This window comes from Bilifractor sp. HCP3S3_D3 (genome assembly GCF_052063915.1).
In the GTDB taxonomy this organism is placed as follows: Bacteria; Bacillota; Clostridia; order Lachnospirales; family Lachnospiraceae; genus Bilifractor.
This window is the reverse complement of sequence record NZ_JBQHWP010000006.1, coordinates 1-22246: the sequence shown is the minus strand read 5'-3', so window position 1 is coordinate 22246 and position 22246 is coordinate 1. Positions and strand designations below refer to the sequence as shown.

Here is a 22246-nt window from a genome sequence, read left to right as displayed (position 1 = left end):
AAACAGCTCACCTGTCGCAAAGCCCCGTATGAACCCGTCCTGTTGGTCCATATCATTCGGGCGCGGCTCCGGAGCTCGTCGCGAAGCGCGCGTATAGGACCCGATGCGATTCTCATTTCGCCGCAATCGTTTTTCTTCTGTTCTTTATAGACTGATTGATTCCCGGAATAAGGGCAGACACAATCAGCAGGATACCGATGATGACCAGAATCGTCTGGCCGCTCATGTTCAGCTGTCCGAGGGCGATGCGGAGACATACGATGGTGAATCCCGCGATCGTCGCGCCGACGAGATTTCCCTTGCCGCCGGTGGTGGCGATGCCGCCAAATACGCACATTGCGATGACGTCCATCTCAAAGCCCTGTCCGGTTGTGGTATTGGCTCCGAAGGAGGTCGCAAGAAGGAACAGCGCACAGATACCTGCCATGGTGCCTACCAGCGTAAAGCAGATCTGACGGATCTTCTGAACCGGGATTCCCGCGTACAGAGCTGCCGTACGGTTGGATCCGACCGCGTACATCTTCCGTCCGAATGTTGTCCTGGACAGGATGAAGATAAAGATGATCGCTGTGATAATAATAAGGAAGAAGGCAATCGGAAACGGTCCGACCATGCCTCCGATTTTTGAGAATCCCATCGGATCTGACAGAGATATCGATCCGCCGCTGCCCATGGATACCTCCGCGATTCCGCGGAAGATGATCTGGGTGCCGAGCGTGATGATCATGGTCGGCAGCTCCTGGAAATGCGTCGCGATCACTCCGTTCAGGCTGCCGCAGAGGAATCCTACGCCGATGCAGACGATAATCTGTACGATCAGCGGTGCTCCCGCCCGGTTTGCGAAGCAGGTCATTGTTCCGGCCAGACACACAATGGCTCCGACAGAAATATCGATTTCAGCGATGACAAGGATGAATCCCATCGCGTACATCATGAACAGTTCCGACAGATATTTCGGCATCTCACGGAGAACATTGGAAAAGGTGAAGCTCTTGGAGACAATCGATCCGAAAATCAATACTGCGATAAAAATAACGATCAGGCCACTCTCCCAGCTTAAGACTTTGCTCTTAATACTGGTCTTCGGGGTGGCATCTATGGTTCTTCCTGATTTTCCTGCCATGATTACATCTCCCTTCTTTCCAGTGCGGCTCTGTCCATCGTGCGCTGCGTCAGTACGTTAATAAGAACAACGGCCAGTACCACGACACCCTTGATCAGGTTCTGCCAGATGGAATCCAGGCCGACCAGCGGAAGTGCCTTTGCGAGAACCGCGTAGAACAGGGCTCCGAGGAAGGTTCCCACAACTGATCCGCGGCCGCCGTTCATGGATGTGCCGCCGATGACGCAGGCCGCGATAACATCCATTTCTTTTCCGTACTGCATGTTCGGCTGTGCGGAAGCATAGATGGATACCGAGAGGGCACCGGCAATTCCTGCCAGAAGACCCATCATCGTGTAGACCTGAATCAGAACGCGGTCTACATTAATACCGGACACCCGTGCGGCATCGGCATTCGAGCCGACCGCATAGATGCGGCGTCCAAAGGTCGTCCATTTCATGACGACGAAGAAGACAACATAGGCGACAATCAGAACAATGTACGGGCCGACCGATCCGTCCTTTCCGAACTCGGCGAATTTTGCCACGTCCGCGCCGGATGCCCACTGGTTGTTGGATACCACATAGGCAAGTCCACGCCAGATATACATGAAGCCCATCGTACAGATAATCGGTGCCAGATGGCCCTTTGAAATGATCAGTCCGTTCAGGAAACCACAGGCGATACCGATCAGCGCGGCCAGCAGGAACAGAACCAGTGTATTGGTGAATCCTGCTCTCTTCTGCAGCATTCCGATGATCATTCCGGTAAAAGCAAGCGTTGAAGTAATCGAGATATCAATGCCGGCGGTAAGCATGACACAGAGCATACCGAGCGCCATCAGCATGGTCAGCGCATTATTCCGGAAGATCTGTCCGATGTTCGTCGGCGTCAGGAATGTGCCCCGGCTGAGAATCTGAACGATAACCAGCATCACAATGAGGATCAGCAGCAGGCTGACTTCACGGGAACCGGTGATGATTTTCCATAATGATTTTTTCTGATTCATTATTTAACTGCCTCCTTCCCGGTAGTCCTGCTGTTTTCCATGGAAAGCTCCAGAAGGCTTTCCTGAGAAGCCTCATTGATATCGAGGCATCCGGTAATCCGGCCCTTGCACATCGTGTAAATCCGATCGCTCATGCCCAGGATCTCTGCCATCTCGGAGGAAATCAGAAGAATCGCATATCCCTTCTTCGCCAGATCTCCCATGATGCTGTAAATCTCTGCCTTCGCGCCGACATCAACGCCCTTGGTCGGCTCATCCATGATCAGCACCTTCATATTATCCTGAACAAGTGCCTTCGCAACCACGACCTTCTGCTGATTTCCACCGGACAGGCTGCTGCCCGGATCAAAGATCGTCACTGCCTTTGTATCAACCTCTTCCAGGTACTTCTTCGCGAGCTCCCGCTCCTTCGATTCGTTCTTTACCTTGAAGGGTCCCTTTGCAAGCTCATCCTGCACTGGAAGAATGACGTTGTCCCCAAGCCCCCAGCTGAGGATCAGGCCCTGTTTCTGACGATCCTCCGGAAGAAGGACGATTCCTTCCTTCATCGCATCCGCAGGATTCTTGATATGAACCTCTTTTCCATTGACGAATACCTTGCCGGCATCCGGCTTTGTGATGCCGCATACCGCTTCCATGGTCTCTGTACGTCCCGCGCCGACCAGACCGGTCAGTCCCACAATCTCTCCGGCATGAATATTCAGAGATACATCCTTGAAATATCCTGTACGGCTCATTCCCTCAATGCGGAATACCTCTTCACCGATTTTCACCTCCGGCTTCGGATACATATCCGAGATCTCACGTCCGACCATCGCCTTGATCAGATCCGCCTCGGTGATCTTGTCTACATCATAGGTTCCGATGTACTGGGAATCACGGAATACGGTAACTCTTGAAGCAAGCCGGTACATGTCCTCCATGCGGTGCGAGATGAAGATAATGGAAACTCCCTCTTCTCTGAGCTGATCCACGATCCGGTACAGCTTCTCGGACTCATTTGCCGTAAGCGCCGCCGTCGGCTCATCGAGAATGATGATCTTGGCGTTTGTGGAAAGTGCCTTGGCAATCTCAACCATCTGCTGCTGAGCTACCGAAAGCGTTCCCATCTCGTCGCTCGGCTTGAAATCCGCGTCGAGACGGTCGAGAAGCCTTTTGGCCTCCTGATTCATCTGTCTCCACTGGATCATCCCGTGCTTAATAAATTCATGACCGATAAAAATATTCTCGGTGACACTCAGCGTCGGATAAGTCGTCGGATGCTGATAAACGGCAGCAATACCTGCTGACAGAGCATCCTTCGGCCCTTTGAAATGCACCTCCTTGCCGTTCAGGTACATGTGGCCCTCTTCTGCCGCATGAACACCTGTGATAACCTTGATGAACGTAGATTTGCCCGCTCCGTTCTCTCCCATCAGAGCATGTACTTCTCCGCGGCGGAGCTGAAACTGCACGTTATTCAGCGCTTTCACACCGGGGAAAATCTTGGTAATACCTTTAAGTTCCAGAATCAAATCCTCTGACACGCTCTTGTCCTCCTTTCCATATGAAAGAAGTATAGCATCGGACCAGAGTATGCTTTAAGAGGAATTTTTTATGGAATCGGGTAATATTTTTTCCGAATCTGATTCATTCCGTGCTATCATATGTTTGTATATTGTTGATTTAAACGAAAACACGAACAAAAACCACACTCTTGCGTTTTTCAGGGAGGTATCACCATTAAACTTCTGATTGTAGACGACGAAAATCTGACCCGCACGGGACTGACCTCCTCCATCGACTGGATCCGGCTCGGCATCGACGAGGTCTATGTCGCCGGAGACGGTCTGGAGGGGCTCCATCAGGCCTCCGTTCATAAACCGGAAATCATCCTGAGTGATGTGCGGATGCCCCGGATGTCCGGAATTGAAATGATGGAACGGATTCATACGCTCATGCCTGACACAGTCTTCATTTTCATGAGCGGTTATACCGACAAAGAGTACCTGAAGGCCGCCATTCGCCTTCAGGCTGTGAATTATGTGGAAAAGCCTCTGGATATCCGCGAGGTGGAAGAGACGGTCAGAACCTCCATCGAGCGCTATCACACCATTGAACAGACCAAAAACGCGGAGAGCATCACAGATTCCATTTCCGCCGCTCATCTGGCGCTCTGCCTGACGATGCCGTACCCCTCTTCGCGTAAATCCGTAGAGGATCTGAGCCGGAAGTACTGTACACGCTACGGGTCTGTCGACCTGTTTCACGCTGCCTTTACCGTTCTCCTGCAGACAGACGAACAGGTTGACCTGAGCCCCGATTTTTTCTCCCGCCTTCAGAAGCTGCTCCATGATTTTGCGCGTCAGCTGCATCTTCATGTGATCGCCGCCGAAAAGAAACCAAACCTGTTTGTCTTCCATCTGTTCCGGAAAAACTCGTTCACTCTGAACACGGTCCGGACGGTCACGGATTTCCTCTCCTGTCATATCGACACGGACAACTGGTATCTGTCTGCCGGACAGATCGTAAGCGGAATTCAGAAGCTTTACGATTCCTACAGTTCCGCCGCCATCCGTCTGCAGAGCAGTTTCTTCTATAATAATAGGACAGTTCTCTGCAGCGATCCGGAGTCAGTTTTCCCCTCCCGGGAAAACCCGGAGACAATCTACGAAGAGCTGACCAAGGCTCTGAGGAATCCCTCCCGCGTCATTCTGGAGGAACTCATGGAAAGGCTGTATCAGGCTGTCTTCGAGAACCCCGCTCTGATACGGGGGAATATCCAGACCCTGTACTACCGGCTCCTCGATGCCGTCTTCACACAGAGAAGGCAGCGCCAGCTCCCGGGTTCCGGCACCCAGAACAGCTTTGACAACACCCTGGATTCCCTCAACCGCTGTTTTTCGTATCCGGAACTCCACGACATGCTGAAGAAGACCATCAACGATTTCCTGAACGATGTGGAGAACTATGTTCCGATGAATTCCTCGGTCTATCTGATCAAGGAATATATCAGCCGCCACTACAGCAATCCGATGCTTTCCACAAAGGAAATCAGCGGGTATGCGTCTCTGTCCGCATCCTACGCATGCACGGTGTTCAAGAACGAGACCGGGCAGACCCTCAACCAGTATCTTACGGAATTCCGCCTGGAGAGAGCGAAGGAGCTGCTCGCGGATCCCCGGAACAATATATCCGACATTGCCGCGCGCGTCGGATATAATGACAGCAACTACTTCGGAAAGGCCTTCAAGAAATATTCCGGCCAGTCCCCATCCGAGTACCGGGAGAGCAGGTGTTCCCTTTGAAAAAAGAATGCAAAAAAAATACCAGATTTTCCCATCTCTACGGAGATTTGAAAATCCAGTACAAATTATTTCTGACGATTATGCTTGCGGTGGCGATTCCGATGATCGTCGCGGGGATTTTTTTCTCCACGAGACTGTATCAGCTGATCACCTCCGACACTCTCCGTCAGGAGCAGATTGAGACCGCCGCATCCGCCCCTATGCTTCAGCAGCGGATCCGCAGCGTCATCGATGTCTACGATCAGATCAGAACCAACCGGTTCTACAACAGTGTATTTTCAGAGACCATCGATACCTCTGTCCCGGATGCCCTGACCTCGGAGGATGCCGCCGCATTCTCGAGCGGTCTCTCCAGATATCTCTCTTCAAACGGCGTGTCGGCAATCCGGATCTATGTCGATCTCCCGAAGGACAGCCGCGTTTTCTCTGCGGGAAACAGCGTCTTCGCCTCCATGCACGACATAACGGCGACCTACTGGTACGGCATTTTTTACAGCACGCACCCATCGGAGCTGTTCTGCCCCCCTCTGTACCTTGGTGTCTCCGAGAAAAACGACCTGGGAGACTGCGCCTATATTCACCCGGCCTCTGTCAGGGATTCTTCCGGAACCATCACAAGGTGCTACGTAGCCTGCTATTTTCACTCCGATACTCTCCGGGAGATTCTGACCGGACACCCGACACCGGAGGGAGGCGTCTCCTATATCACAAATGAAAGAGATGCCATGGTCACAACCACAAATTCCAGGCTCTCCGGCATCTATTATATGAATTACAGCAGCATCCAGAATAATCTGATGAGTTCAAATGGGTTCCTGGAAAAAAAGGTCCTCGGCGAGACAGTCTATGTCTCATACTATTATCTTCCCGCGGCGGACTGGTTTCTGGTGAGCATCACGCCTTCCGCACCTCTCCGCCGGACGACCATGATGTACTGGCTGAAGCTTGTCACGATCTGGTCCGCGACTGCCGTCATCGCCATTTTTCTCGCCTACTTCCTGTCCCGCTCCTTCACGGACCGGATCAGCGCCGTCAGCCGGCAGATGAGCAGGGTTAAGAACGGGCCGCCAGTCCCCATGAATTCTCCGACCGAAAATGATGAAATCGGTGATCTGGTCGACTCTTACAACTACATGGCAAGGCAGATCAACAATCTGATGGAGAAACAGCAGAAACAGTCCGAGGAGCTCCGGATCGCCGAGTTCCGCTCTCTGCAGGCACAGATCAATCCTCATTTTCTGTACAACACCATGGAAATGATCAACTGGATGGCGCAGCAGGGACGGACAAGGGAAATCAATCAGGCTGTCCGCGATCTCTCCAGATTTTACCGTCTTACGCTCAGCCGCAAGGATTCCGTCGGCGTCCTGGAAGAGGAGATCGAACATGCCTCAATCTACGTGCGCCTTCAGAACATGCGCTTCGACAACGGCATCGACTTCGTCGTGGACGTGCCGGATTCTATGATGGAAAATCGGATTCCCCGGCTGACCCTTCAGCCGATTGTCGAGAACAGCATCCTGCACGGCATTCTCGAAAAAGAAAGCCGGAAGGGAACGATCGTACTGACCGGATGGATCGAAAACGGAACCATGATTCTGCTTCTCTCGGATGACGGCGTCGGCATCCCGCCGGAGAAGATCGGTGATCTGCTCACCGGAAAAATACCATCCTCCGGTAAGGGAAACCAAATCGCCATCTTCAACACACACCGCCGTCTGCAGATTCTCTACGGTGAGGACTACGGGCTCCGCTATTCCAGCACTCCGGGCCAGGGAACCGAGGTTGAAATCCGGATCCCCGCATACACCGATCCGGCTCAGCTGCCTCCAAAAACGGGGAAAGGCTAGATTTCCGTCGCCCAATCAATTTTTAAACTATTAAAGCCAGGTAACGGGACATAATTTACGATCTCCCGGAAACCTGGAACCGCCCGGAAGCGACAGCCTCCACTACCGTCTCAAAGAAGACTTCCGGACCGACTGCCGATGATGTCCGTATCTGCCGCTTCAGAATCCGGATCTCCGGATTCTCTCCGGCCCCCTGGCGGCACGCTTCCTCTGCCGCCTGCTCTCTTGCGGTTTTCTCCGCATATTGCTCCGCATCCTCATAATGTTCAAATTTATGTTTTCCCTTACCATCGGTCACCGAGAATCCGTCCGGAACCGCACCCTGATAATCCGCCTTCACATGAATGCTGACTCTCGCGGAAACCTTCCCGGCAATCGCTCCCAGCGCATTGGCAACGCCGGCGTAAGGATGGATGACTGCTCTCGTCCCAAGGTATTTTGCAACGGTCGGGAGAAAGATATGCACCGGCGCGCCGACGCCGATGATCGGCAGGTCCGTATGAATTCTCATTCCCGCCCAGTCCTCTGCGCCGCCTCTCCTGGCTTCCTCAAACGACCAGTCGATCATCTTCTTCACCCCGTCCTGTTCCAGGTAACGCCGCTGCCCCGGATGCTGCTGTGCCATCAGAATCTCCACGATTCTGCGGTACATCTTCTTCTCTACCAGGCGATATACCTCGTCCGCCACTGCCTCCTCCGGCCCCGTCTCTGCAGACTTTCCGGTCTCGGCTGTCTTTTTTTCATCCTCTGCATCTGCGCCATGATCGCGCATCGGATATGCGGTCTTCCCGCGCCCTGACATTCGATAATATTCCGGATCCGTATTCTGGATCAGGAAACGCACTGCCTCGCGAACCGCTCTTGCAGAATCTTCTCCGTACAGATCGATGTCTCCCTTCAGAACCATCATATCCGTCGGAGTCAGGCCGCTGCGCATGATCACGCCTTCCGCCTCCAGCCGCTCCGTTCCCGGCTTGTACACGCTTTCTCCGGCAGCTTCCGCAAAATCCTCCAAAATCAGCGGTCCGTTCCGCAGGACCTCGCAGATCCGGATCTCCTCCGGCGTATACCGGTCCCGAAGATCCGGATCAGCCAGAATATTATTCTGCAGCACCAGAAATTCATGAAGCATCCGCGTGTGTTTTTTGCCGGATTCCGCCAGCGCATGAAGCCTGTGGATGATCTGCTCCTTCTGTGCCGGGAACATCTGCACCAGAGCTGAAAGCGGTATCACCCGCTCCTTCCCAAGGAGAATGCGGCCGTTTTCAAATAAAACCTCGCTGTCTCCGCCGAGCAAAGTCGTATCGACATACAGCCCCTTGACCGTGGTTCTCCACTGCCCGATCGAGATCCCATGATCCGCCAGCACCGGCTCTCCCTCGCGGATCAGCGCGATATCCGTCGTTGTACCGCCCATGTCCACGAGAATCCCGTCCGGCTCTCCCGAGATCACACTCCCGCCGACCGCACTTGCCGCCGGCCCGGACAGCAGCGTTTCCACCGGTCTCTCACACGCGACCGCCTCAGCCATCTGATTTCCATTTCCCGCGACGATCGCGATCGGCATCTTCAGATGCCGTTCCGACAGCGCTCTGCGCACGGCGTCCAGAAAGTCCGAAATAATCGGAATCAATCGCGCATTCAGAAGTGTGCCGGCACCTCTTCGCAGCACATCCACATCATGGAACATATTCCATGCTGTCGTAACCTGAAATCCCTCTTTCTTCAGGATTTTTTCCGCTTCCTGCTCAAATCGTCCGCCGTTTGCATCCGGATAGATCTGCGTGATTCCCACCGCCCGGCAGCCCCGGAACCACTCCGGTCCCTTCTCCTTCAGTTCCTCCCAGTCCGGATCCTCCGGTTTCTCAAATAAATGCTCCGGCTTCCCATCAATGAAGACCAGCTCCTTCAGATCCCGGAACCCGTATGATCCATATACCTGGTCCAGATTGCTCATCGATTCCGGATTCATGCCGATCATCAGGCACTTCGCCCTTCCTCCCTTATTCTCCAGACAGGCATTTGTCGCGAGCGTCGTGGAAAGCGCCAGAAGCTCCGCCTGGTGGATATAGCTCTGATCCATGCTGTCCAATGCCTTGAGAATGCACACCTCCAGATGGTCCTTCGTCGTCGGGGTCTTCCCCGATCCGAGTACCTTGCCGCTTCCCATGTCATATACGACAATATCCGTATAGGTTCCGCCGGTATCTATTCCTATTCCGATCATATCCTGAAAAATTCCTTCTCTGTCTTTTCTTTGCGAAATCCGTCATCAACCGATCCCGGACATTTTCTTCCTTCACATTTTCCTTCATTGCCGCTGCTCTTATTCGTCTTCCACTGCGCGCTCGAACTCCAGCTTGTCTACAAAAACGTCCTGAAAGCTGCTCTCTGAGGCAAGCTCAATGAATTCGGTTTCCTCTGACAGCCTGCAGGCATACTCAAACTCTCCCCGGTTCACCGCCGCAAGCTTTGCGCCCTCTCCGGCGGCATTCCCCACCGCCGTGATTCTGTCCCGCAGCTCATAGGGTATCATTCCGATCTCACAGGCACTCCCGGAATCCATATAGTTTCCGAAGGCTCCCGCAAGAAAAACGTGCCGGATCTCTCCGGTCTTCTTTCCCAGTTTTTCCGTCAGAATCTGTATTCCTGCCGCAATCGCTCCCTTGGCCAGCTGAACCTCCCTCACGTCCTTCTGTGTCAGATAGATCTCTCCGCCGTCTGCGCTGTCCTCGCCTCTGACGAGCAGAAAGGCAGGCTGTCCATGAACGGTGATCAACCTGTCCTTCAGCCTGCATGCCAGAGGATCCTCCAGGTCCTCCGGATCACGAAAAGCGCCGTAATTATTGATAAAGCCATGGCGGATCAGAAAGGCAAGCGCGTCAATCAGACCGGAACCACAGATGCCGACAGGCTTCACATCTCCGACGACCTCCAGAGAAAAACCATCGTCCGACTCCCGCAGATGACTCACCGCGCCATCTGCTCCCCGCATGCCGCACTCAATTTTCGCGCCTTCAAAGGCAGGTCCGGCAGCCGTAGAGGTCGTAAGCATTTTTTTCTGATCTCCCAGAACCATCTCTCCATTGGTCCCGATGTCCACCATCAGAGTCAGCTCCTCCAGCCGGTCAAAGGCCGCCGATACCATACAGCCAATCGTATCCGCTCCGACAAATCCCGCAATATTCGGAAGGAGCAGGACAACTCCCTGTTTCTCATGAATGCTGTCCGCGCGTCTCATGTCCCGGCTGATCAGGAAGCGCTTTCCGCTGTCTTTATTCGCCAGAGTTTCCTTTTCAAGCTCAAATACAGGGATTTCCCCTGTCTTTTCCCCCATTGAACAGCAGGGCCCGAACCTCAGTCCCGTTTCCTCCGCCGTCAGGATCATTCCCTTCCGCACTGCTGGAACATAGGGAGCGTGCACAAGGCTGTCCGGAGATATCCCGAGGAAGAGATGATGCATACAGGTATTTCCGACCACAGCCGTCTGCAGAACATCCTCCACCTGAACCCCAGCGCTTTCCGCTGCCTCACGGATCAAATCGTTCATGGCTTTCACAATGCATGTTCTCAGCTCCCGGCTCCCCTCTTCTCCGTGTTCCAGCACATAATTCGCTCTGGAAATCACATCGGCGCCAAACGCATGCTGCGGATTCATCCGGCTGGCAACGGAAAGCGTCCGTCCGGTATGCCCGTCCAGAAGATATCCTACAACCGTCGTCGTGCCGATATCAAAGGCCATCAGGAAGAACGGAACACCGGATTCTTCTCTCCCTTCGGCCTTCACCTCTGCCTGATCTTCTCCCGGAAAAGCTCCCGGCTCCACCGGTACCTCCCTGGTCAGTCCCTCGGACAGTATTTTCCGGACCTTTTCCTGATACATCGTATCTACCGTCATGCTGCTGTCGATCCGGGTCTGACATGCCAGAACCACTCCGGTTCTCTTTCCCTTCAGGATATCCACTCTGCATTTTCCGCACTTGCCGCAGCCGCCGCAGGGCGCGTCCGGCTCCAGACCCGCCATTCTCTCCGCCTCCAGAATGGTCATTCCCGCATCGGCCTCTATTTCCTTGTTCTGCGGCCGAAAACATATTCTGTATTTTTCTGCCATGAACCATCACCTCTTATAAAAAATCTGCCGGCATCCCCGGCCATCCCGCTTTTACGGATCTTTACAGATCTTTATCTCTAACAGAAAAAGAGCCGACGCATACAAGCTTCCCCATGCGCCGGCCCATATACCTGTTCTTATGAAATTATTCTGCGCCAACCAGCTTCTTCGCAAGCTCAGCAGCCGATGCAGCATCCTCGGAATATCCGTCTGCGCCGATCTCATCCGCGAATTCCTGCGTAATCGGAGCACCGCCGACCATAATCTTGATGTTGCTGCGGAACGGAGCGCCGTTCAGTGCGGCAACAGTATCTCTCAGCGACGGCATTGTGGTTGTCAGCAGGGCAGACAGCGCAACAATCTTTGTATCCGGATTCTCATTGACCGCCTCGATGATCTTGTCGATCTGCACGTCAACACCCAGATCAATTACTGTAAATCCGGCGGACTCGATCATCATCGCAACAAGGTTCTTGCCGATGTCATGAAGGTCGCCGGCTACCGTAGCAATGATGACCTTGCCGAGCTTGCCTGCCGCTCCTGTTGCAAGATGCGGTTTCAGAACCTCTACGCCTGCCTTCATTGCTTTTGCAGCTACCAGCATCTCCGGAACGAAGATCTCATTGTTCTTGAACTTCTCTCCGACGATACCCATGGTATCGATCATACCCTTCTGCAGAATGTCGTTCGGATCAATTCCCTCATCCAGAGCAGCCTGAACTGCAGCCGGAACCTTCTTGGAACGTCCATGCTCAACCAGATTAGCAACTTCTTCGATACTTCCCATTGTAAAATCCTCCGCTTTTAAATAATTTATTTATATTCATTCCGCAATCACAGATTTCCTTTTCCGCAAGGATGTCTGTGAAATGAATATCATGTTGTGGTGCCCCTCCTGAGGGTATGTGCGTGTAATCCGTTTCTTATGGCAGTTTTTCCAACATTTCTGCCGCCTGTACATCCTCTTGAAGCAATATGCGTTTAACCCGTTTCTTATGCCTTCGGTTTCGGTCCGTACAGTCCATCACGGAATCCTTCAATATACTCCATGCAGTACTCATCGTTGCCGAGAAGCGCCTCGGTTGCGAAGATAACTCCCAGAAGATCCCGGTTCGTCGGATCGAAGATCGCGCTGTCAAGTCCTGCCTTCATAGCCAGAACCGTAAATCCGATATTGACAAGCTTCCTTGCCGGGAGATTGAAGGAAATATTACTTACAGCGCCGGTAATATGAATGCTCGGATACTCGCTGCGAATCGTCTGCATAACGCTCTCCACCATCCCGATTCCATCCTCGGACGTGCAAAGCATCTCGATCAGCGGATCAATATGGATACGGCTCGGAGCAATGTTGTATTTCTTCGCCTCATCCATGATATGATGGAAAACTCTGAGTCTGTCATCCGCCGTCTTGGGAATTCCAGTATCGTCACTGCACAGTGCGATAACTTCCCATTTCGTATCGGCAATCGCCGGGAAGAGAATGTCAATCTTGTCGCCTTCTCCGGAAACGGAATTGATGATTCCGGGCTTCTTGCAGTACGGGAATATCTCCTTCAGGACTCTGGGGCTCGGACTGTCAACCGCAATCGGAACATCCGTAACTTCCTGAATGCAGTCGATCATCCATTTCAGTGTCTCTACCTCCTCCGCTTCCGGAACGGACGCGCAGCAGTCAATATAATCTGCTCTCGCATTCGCCTGAATCAGCGCACGGCGCTTGATTTCATCTGCGTCACGATTCTTGATCGCTTCCGCGACTGCAGGAATCGATCCGTTGATCTTCTCTCCGATAATTATCATTGTAATACCCTCCTAAACATACTATCCAATCATCGCGTCTTCCTTTCCGCCAGAACACGCAGATGAGTATAGATTCAGTATAACACCCTATTGTTCAATGTATACAATGAATTAAAAATACACGTAAAAATTTATGCTATATTGTCGGCATTTTTTGTAAGCTTTTGCACAAATTCATGCGTTTTATCTCATTATCTCCGGTTTTTCCGTCATTCTGAAGCTGTATCTTGTCCACATGTACGGAGAACCCTCTCAAAATTCATACTGCCTCCGAACAGATCCAGAGCGCTTCCAATCGTCACATTGATACAATCCTTTCCCTCCAGTTTCAGCCAGCGAAGATCCTCAAAGCTTCCCACGCCCCCGGCATATGTAATGGGAAAAATCTTTTTCGTTCCATCTCCATGCGGATCCGGAATAGCCCCGGAAATTCTCTCCGATGCCTTCGCAAGAATATCCACCAGCTCCCGTTCGACTCCCATCGCCCTGCCCTCGACATCCGCCGCATGAATCAGGAACTCATCGCAGTACTTTGCAAATTCGCAAAGAGAATCAATGGTCACTTCCACGTCCGTAAATTTCTGCCAGCGGTCCGTCACGATATAATACCTGCCGTCCTTTTTCCGGCAGCTGAGATCCAGGACAAGGTGTTCCTTTCCCGCGGCAGACACCAGTCGTCCGAGCCGGTCCATGGAAACTTTTCCGTCACGAAAGACATAAGATGTAACGATGACATGACTCGCTCCCTTTTCCAGAAAACGAGCCGCATTCTCGGCATTGACACCGCCTCCGATCTGCAGTCCTCCCGGCCATGCCGCAAGCGCGGCCTCCGCCTGTCTCAGTGTTGCCTGATAGTATTCTGAGGACGGCGGGTTCAGCAGGATAATATGCCCGTTCCGAAGCCCGTACTGCCGGTACAGCCTCGCGTAGAATGCGGCATCCTGTTCGGACACAAAGTTTTCCGCGGCGAAATCCCCCGCATCCTTCAGCGTCCCTCCAACAATCTGCTTTACTTTTCCATTGTGTATGTCGATGCACGGCCGAAACTCCATGAGAATACTTCCTTTCTTGTCACTTTTGTTTTGTGGATGCCCCCCCTGAGACAATGTCGTTTTGCGGCTCAACCCCTGAGACATTTTAGTTTTGCGGCTGAGCCTCCTCAGACAATTTAGTTTTGCGGCTGAGCCCCCTTCAGACCGATAGGCCTTCACCCTTCTCTATTTTGTACCTTCAAAATCCGCCGGACAGTTACTGTCCACATGAAATATCCGTTTTGCCTTGTCAAACCTAACTCCTTCATAATATAATGCAATCATGATCAAGAAACTTTCTTCGCCGGATTTCCGGAAGGAATTTTTCACAAATCAACTTATTCAAATTACAGAAGGGATGGTATTAGCTATGCAAAAGTATGAATGTGGTCCTTGTGGATATGTATATGATCCTGCAGAAGGAGATCCGGACAACGGAATCGCTCCCGGAACAGCATTTGAGGATCTCCCCGATGACTGGGTATGCCCGATCTGCGGCGCCGGCAAGGAGGACTTCTCCCCGGTTGACTGATATCGCTCCGGCGAACCAGTCCGACATATATCATGACATTGGAAAAGCCATTTCAGGTCTTGTCCGGATCTCCGGACACCTGAGACGGCTTTTTTATGTATAAGCTTATACATATCACAGTCTGAACAGCTCTTCGAAAACGCAGACAGGCTCGTCACACGCAAAGCGTGTGTAAGAGCCTGAATGCGAATAGTCTTACTCAGGCGGCAATATAGCTCAGGAACTGATACGAATTCTTCTTGAAAAGCGCATCCGCATCATCTGTAGCTACCGCCTTTGCCTTCCCGCTTGTTTTATCATAAATCCAGATATTATACTCGTCATACCCGATCACATAATATACACTGCTGTCTGAAACCTTTGCGAGCACCGGATAACCCTTTGAAAGCTGATAGTACAGCTCCTCACGCGTACATCCCGACAGATTCAGCACAGTATATCCGGACCCGAGCAGATTTCCAAGCGCATCCGAATCATACGCAAGCTCCAGGAACCCCTTCGGAATCGTCGCGGTATCAATTGTATAGGAAGACGGCCAGTCTCCTCTGACCCACACATATCTCTGTGCGCTGTCGAGCACCAGTCCCGACACACCATCCGCCGCCGCGATTGCCCGGTTCGCGCTGCTGTATATCCCCTGCAGCGTTCCAAACCCATATACAGAATACAGGTTCTGATCCGACTCCGGCCACTCCAGAATAGTCTCGGACCCCGCTTTTGTATAGAGAATCTCCGCACTCTTCTGTGTGATTTTTTCAGCGGAACCACTTCCGAGAGTAAGCACCTTCTCCTGCCCCGTCCGGCTGTCGGTCGTGGTGCTTAGGCCAACACCAGTATCTTCCTGTCCATTCTTTACGATGCGGTCCGTTCCCGCATCCCGGTAGGTACCGTCGGACAATGTAGACAGCCTGAGTGCGAGTGCGTCATGCTCCTCTGACACCGCGGTGACATACTGATTCTCCTTCTGGTAATCCTTCTTGACCGTTCCGTTGATATCCTCAATGACAAGACGATACATTCCACACGTAATTGTGCCGTCACTTCCGGTAACCACATCCTCATCCTTAACCAGCCCGTACACATAATCATTGTCCACAAAGCCGCAGGAAACAATGGCCTCCCCGTCCGGTGCCGGTATCTGCAGTGACTTTCCACTCTCCAGATCGAGCATTGTCGCAGTCTTCGATCCTCCTTCATTGTCACCGTCAAGCCATGCGACCACCTGCTGCGAATCCGACGACGCGAATCCGCTACTGTCAATGGTATCCTGCACCACGTCGTACGACCCGTCCGTAAGGTTAATCTTGCACAGCTCCGTCCCGAGAAACAGGTACAGTTCATCCTTGCTGCTCACATAGGACAGCCGGGAAATATTTCGTTTCAGCACATCGTAGCTCTGATTGAGAGGAATAAACATCCTCTCCTCTGATATATCCGTGTTCGCCGAATACGTAAATACGGCGGCCCCCATCCGTCCCTCATGCGCTCCGGACGGCATATAGCCGTACAGCACAAAGGTGACGTCCCCGTTTTCTGACACATTTTCAATCGCAAAGTCATGCTGCTCATTTTCCGTGCGGTCATCAAAAGTATAGGTCCCGTTTGCTTTTTCACGGAAGGAAAAAAGACAGCTCAACGCTCCGGTTTCCGTATTGTACGACCAGAGATCACCGTTTTCCGCAAAAACAGCAATATTTCCCGTCTCACTGGACGCATAGGATATGCTGCTGTCCTGAACGCCGAGCAAAAGCCCGCTGTCTGTCAGAACCGGAAGGCTGCTGTCGAAGATCAGCGCTGCCGTCCTCTTGAAGTTCAGCAGTGAGATATTTGTCGTGCCGTCCGCGTATTTCATGCGGTAGAAATCTTTTACCTTATAGTACTCCGTCTGCCCTTCGCTGTCCTTCGAACTGATGATGTAATCCGCTTCCATGCTGACCGTAGTCGTATTGCACTCGCAGATTACCGGCACAGCCTCCGTTACCATAGACGGCGAGAGGTCTCCCCAGGTAACGGTATCCGTATCGGATGTAATATCCACATTCGTAAAATCCCCTGAGGTACCGCTGTCGTCTGTTTCCAGATAGCCCGCAAGTGTGTCCTGATTGTTCTTATCCAGACACATCGTTCCGAAATCACTGACAAATTTCAGATATCCGCTGAAGTCAATACCGCTGCCCTGCACTAGTCTTGTGTAATATCGGACATCATCACCGTTCTTCAGCTTCAGGTCGATGCAGAGCATATATTCCTGGCCTGACCGGAGGTTCGAATTTGCCGTAAAAGAAGCAGTGACCGAGCCATCCTCTCCGGTCTTCTGATCCGTGATTTCTCCGTTCTCCACCAGACTCTCATCCGCGATGGACGAAATCTCATAACTTACTCCCGTTATCTCTGATTCCTTCGGATCTATACGGAACGACAGTTTCTTCGAAGATGGAAGCGGAGTGACCGAGTCCCTCTCCGAGGTTTCCTGCAGATTTCCGCGCACCCCGAACATCTCGTTCACATCCGTTCCGTCAATCTCCATGAAGACGACCGGAAGCGTCGGCCCCGTTGCCTCCTCAGTATTCTCCGGCTCCTGCCTGCGGTTGATCTGCAGCGAAAACACAATCACCCCCGCCACGAAAATCACCAGCAGTATTAAAAAAACACGAATAGCTTTCTTCATAAATCCTGCGATGCTCCCCTGAATTTAATTTTACATATATCGCATACGACGGCAGATCAGATCTCCTCCAGTCGGATCTCCCCAAAGCCCCTGAAATTCTCCCCCTCCGGCAGTGCCCGAATCTCTGTCTGAGCTTTGCTCCACGGATCGGTAAAGATCAGACGGAACGCACACAGAGCTGGAAAATTTCCATGCTCTCCCCATCGTTTTTTCGTGTGTTCCACCTCCCGGCAGCTCTCAACACCGTATTTCCGGTCTCCCACAATCGGCATTCCCGCGTGAGAAAGCTGCAGCCGGATCTGATGATGCCTGCCCGTGCCAAGATCAATCTCCAGCAGTGCCTTCTTCGTGCCGAACTCATAAACGTCGGCCGGGCTCTCCGGTGCCCCCTTTCTTGTCCCGGGGTCATCACCGGCACGGTCTGCTCCTGTCTTCCCGAAGATCCGCTCCTCCCCGCGACTTTCGCCACTCCGGGATGCCGCGTTTCTTCCGCAGTCCAACTCCTGCCCGCGTCTTTCACCACTCCGGGATGCTGCGTTTCTTCCGCAATCCAACTCCTGCCCGCGACCTGTTCCTGCCTGAGTCGCCACGGAAATCTTCAGAATTCTGTACTTCAGAACTGCCCTCTGCGCGCCCGGTACTCCCTCTTCGACAATCTCAGATCGGTTGCTTCTGCCGTCGCTGTGCATGAAATCTGAAAGCTGATGCCATTTCCCGTCAAGCGGCCCGATCCCGTCATCCATTCCGGTGTCACCGGCCGGATCCATCCCCTCATCCATTACAATGTCACCGTTCGGGCAGGTCCTCTCATCTGTTCCGACCTCTCCAGCCATATCGATCCTGCCGACAGAACCGCTCTCCTTCGTCAGATATACAACAGCCAGATACTCCTTGCGGATCTCGTGATTTCTCAGCATCTCCGAGAGCTTCGCCGCAGCCTTCGGATTTTTCGCGAAGAGAACGATCCCTTCCACAGGCTGATCGAGACGATTGATCACCGCCAGATACGGAGCCCGGGACGGCCGTGTCCTCCCCTGTATGCGTCTCTCCTTGCGCTGTCTGGCCGCAAGCTCATTCAGAAGCTCATTCATCAGATCCATCTGCCCCAGTTTCCCCGACTGCGTCGCCATGCCAGCAGGTTTTCTTACCGCTATATAATTTTCCGTTTCTCTGAGAATTCTGATCATCTGGCCTTCTGTCCCATTCGTTTCTGTTACCTAATCAAAAGGGAATTGCTTTATTCATGAGATCGTGTATCTTTGGTTTCGTTACCGTAGAGTCCATGTCTCATCCTCTTCCGTTACCATAACCTCATATCATGATTTGAATTATACACCAAGACATCCCGCCTTATCTACACAAAAAGACACGGCTGATAATATAAAAACATGCCAGTTATCGCAATGTGGCAGCATTTACAAGAGCTGATAAAAAGACCTGCAAGGCAATCAAGGAAGGACCGAAGAACGACCTAGAAAAACCCGGGAAGAAGGAAGGTCCCTATCCCATGCTACATCAATACGATCGGGAAAATAGTAGAGGAATTCCAATACAACGGACTTAGTAGTTGATATTTGAATGTTTTGATATCAAATGAATATCGTATGATAATTCGTTATATTTATATTAATTTTTACATCATTACAATAATCCAGTTGTAATGCATTCATATATTTGATAATATTGTTATATCAATTCGATATTTTTCATCTCACAAGAGCGAGATAAAAAATATGCCGGTGCTGTATCAAAAAAGAAGAAGTCGGACAGAACGGCACGGTAATACACTCGTCCGAATATCCAAGAAAAGGGGGAACTCGTATGGTAAGAAAATGGAGCAAACAGTTTTTCCGAATTGCAGGAATAGTTCTGGCATTGACTATTGGCTTGCTGTTAACGACTGTAACAGTAAGAGCAGGAGGCCAATTTACAGATCTGGTATTCGCACAAAATGGATTCTATCTATATGATATCAATGTGGAAAAAGGAAGTGATATATTAAATGATGAAGGAACACCTGACGATTATCAAGCTTTCATCAACAAGATATCTGACCCAAATGAGATAGCTAGTGAAGATAATCTTTACTGGGGTAAAATTGTACATGTACGGATTAAACCGGATTTTATAGAGGCGATTAGTCAGAATATGAGCTATACCGGTATGGCGCCGGATGGAAATACGATCACCTGGAGTCCCGGCGATCCGCTTCCGGATCCAACACCAAACGGCGGTGTTGGCGTTGGCACTTCCGGCGTCGATCATTTCCAGAACTGTGATCTCAGCAGAATAGTTGTAGGAAGCTATAGCTATTTTCTTGATAGCATAAACAGAAATGTGCTTGCCTCTGTTACAACCCTGGATCTGTCAAAATTCACGACCGGCAGCATCAGAGATATGGCCAGGATGTTTAATGGTTGCAGCGGTCTGAAGTCACTGAACTTATCTTCCTTTGACACTTCAAATGTAGAAGAAATGAGTGTTATGTTCCGGGACTGCAGTAGTCTTACCTCCTTGGATCTCTCTTCTTTTAATACATCGAAAGTGAATTCAATGGCTTATATGTTCGATGGCTGTAGCAGTCTAACGTCTCTGGATCTGTCTTCTTTTGATATATCGGGTATTAATGGTATGCTAAACGGCATGTTTCGGGGCTGCAACAGTCTGACGTCTCTGGATCTGTCTTCTTTTGATACATCGCATGTGGACGACATGAATTCTATGTTCAAGGGTTGCAGCAGCCTGACGTCTCTGGATCTTTCATCCTTTGATTTTTCAGCTGCCCTGAAAAAAATTCAAAGCAAGGAGAAAGAGTCAGCAAACTATTATACGCAGAATCCAGAGAATTATCCTTTTTATCAGATGTTTGCCGACACATGTGCTGACAATACTACAGGAACTGCCTATTCGGGAAAGGTAATGACTGAGGATTACGCCAGTATAATGAACTCTTCGGATACTGGCATCGATACGGCAAAACTGAAATTTACGGGTTCGAGTGCCTCGGTTGAATCCATATCTCTGAGTGCACAAACCGTGAAAATTACTCCCTCCGCTGGCAAAGGAACGGCAAAGATCAAAATAGTCATGAAGCCCTCAAATGCTGTCAATCAGAAGATTACCTGTTCCATTAAAGGCAGCAATCATATTTTTGCAAGTGTTGATGACGATCACACAATTACCTTATGGGCGGATGCTGAAGGAACTGCGCAATTAACAGTTACTTCTGTTGAAACTGGTGTATCGGCAACCTGCAAAGTTACTGCGGTGGGCGACTTCAGTAATAAGGATAAATCTGACAGCGAAAACATTGACGATATTCATAATTCCTCGGCTGATTCCGTTCAATCCATATCTCTGAGTGCGCAAACCGTGAAAATTACGCCCTACAATAATGGAGGGACGGCAAAGATCAAAGCAGTCATGGAGCCTTCCGATGCTATCAACCAGAAGGTTACCTGTTCCATTAAAGGTAGTAATCATATTTTTGCAAGTGTTGATGACGATCACACAATTACCTTATGGGCGGATGCTGAAGGAACCGCACAATTGACAGTTACTTCTGTTGAAACTGGTGTATTGGCAACCTGCGATGTTACCGCCATAGGCGACTTTAGCAGAAAGGATAAATTTGACAAGGCAGGTTTTGGCGATGTTTATGATTCCTCAGCTTATTACTATGAGCCGGTATACTGGGCGAGCTATTACGGCATTACAAGCGGCACGGGACAGAAAGACGTTGTCGATAGCAAAGGCAATCCATACACCATGAAGTTATTCTCTCCATCCAGTACGATAAGCCGCGGCCAGATGATCACGTTCCTGTACAGGTATTACCAGAATATGTCAGAAAAATCCGGGGAACATTATGGTACAGACAGGAAATACAACAATCCTTTCTCGGATGTGGGCGTGAGCTATTATACTGAACCTATAGCATGGGCAGCTGCAAACGGGATAACACAAGGTACAGGTGGCAACAAGTTCAGTCCTGAACAGCCGGTGACCCGTGGGCAGATGGTGACATTCCTGTGCAGAGCCGGAATAAAATTTGGAAATATTGACGAGAAGAGTATTCCGTCATCCTCAACATTTTCTGATGTTAAGGAGAGTTCCTATTACTCCAAGGCGGTTACATGGGCATCCGCTGTCGACGTTACCCAGGGATATCAGAATGGCAAGTTTGGCCCTGATGATCCATGTACAAGAGCACAGGGCGTTACTTTCCTTTTCAGATCAAATCAATCGGACCAGCTCATGAAATAACAGTGACGTCCGAGTAAATCGAGTAGGAGGCGGTGACTAACCGCCGTCCTCTCACAACACCGTACGTACCGTTCGGTATACGGCGCTTTCAATAGTTGAGATAACGTGCACAGACTGATAGGCCGTGGCTAAATCATAGAAGCCACTGTTTATCAGTCTTTCTTTTGTCATAGCCATATTGACTGCGACTGTATGCGTCGTGAACCAATGGCCTCTTCGGCTGTTCCCAGCCTGCCATGCTAAGTCCTCGGGTACACCCATCTTAATCAGATTTCGCACCTTTGTCTTGGGTTTCTTCCATTGTTTCCATATACACATACGTATTCTGTGATAGAGCCATTTGTTGATTTCATCTATGTTGTTCTTCATGCTTGCTATACCATAGTAGTTAAGCCATCCTCTCGCATATACCTTGATTTTCGCAAGGCTCGGCTTGATGGACCGTACAGACTTACGGGAAGATAAATCTTTCAGTTTTGACTTGAACTTCTTCCATGACTTTGGATGAACCCTGACATAAATGCCACTACCGTTCCTTCCCAATGCAAAGCCAAGGAATTTAAAATTTCGGATTGCAAACACGCTG

At 51.0% G+C, this 22246-nt stretch carries 16 protein-coding genes; 4 read left to right on the top strand and 12 right to left on the bottom strand.

Annotated elements, in window-relative coordinates; all coding sequences use genetic code 11:
* Window positions 1-112: 112 nt before the first annotated feature.
* Genes ACTNDI_RS04930 through ACTNDI_RS04915 form a run of 4 tightly spaced genes read right to left on the bottom strand, consistent with a single transcriptional unit; the run spans window position 113 to window position 3971 of the window.
* Window positions 113-1123 (bottom strand): ABC transporter permease, encoded by a 1011-nt coding sequence (locus ACTNDI_RS04930; protein ID WP_441099643.1) that lies wholly within the window; start codon window positions 1121-1123, stop codon window positions 113-115.
* 2 nt (window positions 1124-1125) lie between these two features.
* Entirely contained in the window at window positions 1126-2112 is a 987-nt protein-coding gene (locus tag ACTNDI_RS04925; RefSeq protein ID WP_441099642.1) for an ABC transporter permease, read from the bottom strand.
* The gene (locus tag ACTNDI_RS04920) at window positions 2112-3638 is read right to left on the bottom strand and encodes a sugar ABC transporter ATP-binding protein (protein ID WP_441099641.1); all 1527 of its coding nucleotides are present in this window, start codon (window positions 3636-3638) and stop codon (window positions 2112-2114) included. The genes ACTNDI_RS04925 and ACTNDI_RS04920 overlap by 1 nt, the downstream gene beginning before the upstream one ends.
* A gap of 54 nt (window positions 3639-3692) precedes the next feature.
* Window positions 3693-3971: a hypothetical protein gene (locus tag ACTNDI_RS04915; RefSeq protein WP_441099640.1), complete on the bottom strand. Its 279-nt coding sequence runs from the start codon at window positions 3969-3971 to the stop codon at window positions 3693-3695.
* Between ACTNDI_RS04915 and ACTNDI_RS04910 the strand changes: the two genes are divergently transcribed.
* Both ACTNDI_RS04910 and ACTNDI_RS04905 read left to right on the top strand, forming a co-directional pair.
* Window positions 3864-5399: a response regulator transcription factor gene (locus ACTNDI_RS04910; protein ID WP_441099759.1), complete on the top strand. Its 1536-nt coding sequence runs from the start codon at window positions 3864-3866 to the stop codon at window positions 5397-5399. The two genes, ACTNDI_RS04915 and ACTNDI_RS04910, sit on opposite strands and share 108 nt — an antisense overlap.
* Window positions 5396-7249: a sensor histidine kinase gene (locus ACTNDI_RS04905; RefSeq protein ID WP_441099639.1), complete on the top strand. Its 1854-nt coding sequence runs from the start codon at window positions 5396-5398 to the stop codon at window positions 7247-7249. The genes ACTNDI_RS04910 and ACTNDI_RS04905 overlap by 4 nt, the downstream gene beginning before the upstream one ends.
* A gap of 55 nt (window positions 7250-7304) precedes the next feature.
* Here the strand turns inward: ACTNDI_RS04905 and ACTNDI_RS04900 are convergent, their stop codons facing one another.
* The 5 genes from ACTNDI_RS04900 to hisA form a co-directional block, all read right to left on the bottom strand.
* The gene (locus ACTNDI_RS04900; protein WP_441099638.1) at window positions 7305-9476 is read right to left on the bottom strand and encodes a hydantoinase/oxoprolinase family protein; all 2172 of its coding nucleotides are present in this window, start codon (window positions 9474-9476) and stop codon (window positions 7305-7307) included.
* Between the two features lie 99 nt (window positions 9477-9575).
* On the bottom strand, window positions 9576-11360 hold the full coding sequence (locus ACTNDI_RS04895) for an ASKHA domain-containing protein (protein ID WP_441099637.1): 1785 nt from the start codon (window positions 11358-11360) through the stop codon (window positions 9576-9578).
* Between the two features lie 145 nt (window positions 11361-11505).
* Window positions 11506-12147 (bottom strand): cobalamin B12-binding domain-containing protein, encoded by a 642-nt coding sequence (locus tag ACTNDI_RS04890; protein WP_441099636.1) that lies wholly within the window; start codon window positions 12145-12147, stop codon window positions 11506-11508.
* A 206-nt stretch (window positions 12148-12353) separates the two neighbouring features.
* Complete coding sequence (locus ACTNDI_RS04885; protein WP_441099635.1) at window positions 12354-13163, bottom strand: methyltetrahydrofolate cobalamin methyltransferase; 810 nt, start codon at window positions 13161-13163, stop codon at window positions 12354-12356.
* A gap of 209 nt (window positions 13164-13372) precedes the next feature.
* On the bottom strand, window positions 13373-14215 hold the full coding sequence (gene hisA, locus ACTNDI_RS04880) for a phosphoribosylformimino-5-aminoimidazole carboxamide ribotide isomerase (RefSeq protein WP_441099634.1): 843 nt from the start codon (window positions 14213-14215) through the stop codon (window positions 13373-13375).
* 349 nt (window positions 14216-14564) lie between these two features.
* Here hisA and rd point away from each other — a divergent pair, with 349 nt between their 5' ends.
* The gene (gene rd, locus ACTNDI_RS04875) at window positions 14565-14726 is read left to right on the top strand and encodes a rubredoxin (protein ID WP_441099633.1); all 162 of its coding nucleotides are present in this window, start codon (window positions 14565-14567) and stop codon (window positions 14724-14726) included.
* Between the two features lie 199 nt (window positions 14727-14925).
* On the opposite strand, the gene ACTNDI_RS04870 is transcribed toward rd, so the two are convergent.
* Together ACTNDI_RS04870 and ACTNDI_RS04865 are read right to left on the bottom strand one after the other, a co-directional pair.
* Entirely contained in the window at window positions 14926-17394 is a 2469-nt protein-coding gene (locus ACTNDI_RS04870) for a hypothetical protein (RefSeq protein WP_441099632.1), read from the bottom strand.
* Window positions 17395-17450: 56 nt separating this feature from the next.
* Window positions 17451-18581, bottom strand: coding sequence for a pseudouridine synthase (locus ACTNDI_RS04865; protein WP_441099631.1), 1131 nt, complete (start codon window positions 18579-18581; stop codon window positions 17451-17453).
* A 634-nt stretch (window positions 18582-19215) separates the two neighbouring features.
* Here ACTNDI_RS04865 and ACTNDI_RS04860 point away from each other — a divergent pair.
* The gene (locus ACTNDI_RS04860; RefSeq protein ID WP_441099630.1) at window positions 19216-21660 is read left to right on the top strand and encodes an S-layer homology domain-containing protein; all 2445 of its coding nucleotides are present in this window, start codon (window positions 19216-19218) and stop codon (window positions 21658-21660) included.
* A 51-nt stretch (window positions 21661-21711) separates the two neighbouring features.
* On the opposite strand, the gene ACTNDI_RS04855 is transcribed toward ACTNDI_RS04860, so the two are convergent.
* A partial coding sequence (locus ACTNDI_RS04855; RefSeq protein WP_441099629.1) for a group II intron maturase-specific domain-containing protein occupies window positions 21712-22246 on the bottom strand: 535 nt, incomplete at its 5' end.